Source organism: Clostridium sp. USBA 49 (genome assembly GCF_900167505.1).
Lineage (GTDB): Bacteria > Bacillota > Clostridia > Clostridiales > Clostridiaceae > Clostridium_AT > Clostridium_AT prolinivorans.
The window spans coordinates 1-2,081 of record NZ_FUYD01000028.1 but is presented as its reverse complement, the minus strand read 5'-3'; the positions used below and the strand labels follow the sequence as shown (position 1 = coordinate 2,081).

Annotated in this window: 1 protein-coding gene and 1 tRNA gene; both read right to left on the bottom strand. The window is 29.4% G+C overall.

Annotated elements, in window-relative coordinates; genetic code table 11:
• Nucleotides 1-401 precede the first annotated feature (401 nt).
• Nucleotides 402-1,529 carry a DUF362 domain-containing protein gene (locus tag B5D11_RS12470; protein WP_078683334.1) on the bottom strand — a complete coding sequence of 376 codons (1,128 nt, stop codon included), beginning with the start codon at nt 1,527-1,529 and terminating at the stop codon, nt 402-404.
• Nucleotides 1,530-1,987: 458 nt separating this feature from the next.
• A tRNA-Ala gene (locus tag B5D11_RS12465) sits at nt 1,988-2,063 on the bottom strand.
• Nucleotides 2,064-2,081: the final 18 nt, after the last annotated feature.

Here is a 2,081-nt window from a genome sequence, read left to right as displayed (position 1 = left end):
GAATTGCTGGTTATTACCTTATTCTCTGTTTAATTTTCAAAGACCAATCATTTCGCTGTCATCTGACAGCTTTTATAGTTTATCAAATTTAAATTATTTTGTCAACAATTTTTTATAAATAATTTTATTTAATATTTAATCTACTAATAAAATATTTTTATATTATTGATAAAATATTTTTACTCAATGACGAAAATTATTTTATCACATTTTTTTTATAATATAAGATAAAATAGATTATTTATAATTAAATAATCTATTTTATCTTTTTTTTTCGCTTTATTTCTATTTATTTTGCATAATGATACACCCGGCAAAGTATACAATATTAATTTAAAGCTATTATAATTACATTAAAGATTAATACACACTAAATTATAGTCTTTCATTTATAAATTAATCTATTTTACAACTACCAATTCATAATTCTGGGTACCATATCCTATTTCTTCAGCATGATTTAAACTTGCTCTCCAGTCAGTATTTGGATGAATGTGATGAATTTTATCATTATTTTCACTATGTCCTTCACATTCATTTATCTTTTCTTCTAAGTAGCTTCCTTTCATTACAGGAGCAGCATTGACCATATCTATGCAAGCTTTATCAAGTGCTACAGGATCAAAGGATGCCATTATACCTAAATCAGGTACTATTGGAACATCATTACTATCCCAGCAATCACAATTTGGAGATACATCCATAATAAAGCTGATGTGAAAATTTGGCTTATCTTTAATTACTGCATAAGCATATTCTGAAATTTTTTCATTTGCAATATCAGCAGATTCATTCCATATTACTTGAGCAGCGTCAAATTGGCAGACTGCAACACATTGACCGCAGCCAACGCACTTATCATAATCTATTGAAGCCTTCTTATTTTCATTAAGTGTTATTGCTTCTTGAGCACAATTATTAATACATTTTCTACAAGCTGTGCAATTTTCTTGAACAATATGTGGTTTTGAAGCTGAATGCATTTCAAGTTTCCCACCTCTAGATCCTGAACCCATACCAAGATTTTTTAGAGTACCTCCAAATCCGGTCATTTCATGTCCTTTAAAATGAGTCATTGATATTATAATATCTGCATCTGCAATTGCAGTACCTATTTTGGCACTCTTACAATGTTTTAAATTTAATTCTATTTCTCTGTAGTCCGTTCCTTTAAGTCCATCGGCAATCATAATATGACAGCCAAGAGTTAATGGATTGAATCCATTTTCATAAGCTGCCTCTAAATGATCTATCGCATTTGCTCTTCTCCCTGAATAAAGAGTATTTGAATCTGTTAAAAATGGAATCCCACCTAATTCCTTTATAACACTAACTACTTTTGCAGCATAATTCGGTCTTATGTAAGCTAAGTTTCCAGGCTCTCCAAAGTGAATTTTTATAGCTGTAAACTTATTCTTAAAATCTATATTTTGTATCCCAGCTTTTTTTATAAGTCTTTCAACTTTATCTAAAAGATTAACACCAGGTTTTGTTCTAAGATCTGTAAAATATACTTTTGATTTTTCCATAACAAATACCTCCCCATAAAAATTTAATAATTTTTATTATATCATACTATATAAGCTCTATATAATTAAAAAGTAATAAAAATAACAAAAATTATATAATTATATTAAAAATAACTATTTAATTTTATTTAATTCGTAATTTGAGCATACCCACCAACCCTGCTACACTATAGCTTTTTTACAATCTGGAAATCTTGTTACAAGATTACATCTAAAATCACAAACCCATTTGGCTTTATAAACCTTACCAACTAGCTTTATACTCTACTATTCTTTTAAACTCTGAAAAGCTCCCTTCACTCATAGCCTTAGTTAACTTGTGGCTCTGCTTCATATACTTAACTTTTAAGTCCTCAATTAAGTCCTCAATAACTATAGATTGGTTTTCTCTAATTAGTTTAATTGCTAATTTAAAATTTATAAAAAAAAAATCAGTCCTTTTGGACTGATTACTTAATTGGTGGAGATATAGGGATTCGAACCCTAGACCCCCTGCGTGCAAGGCAGGTGCTCTCCCAGCTGAGCTATACCCCCATATGGTGGACCTTCAGG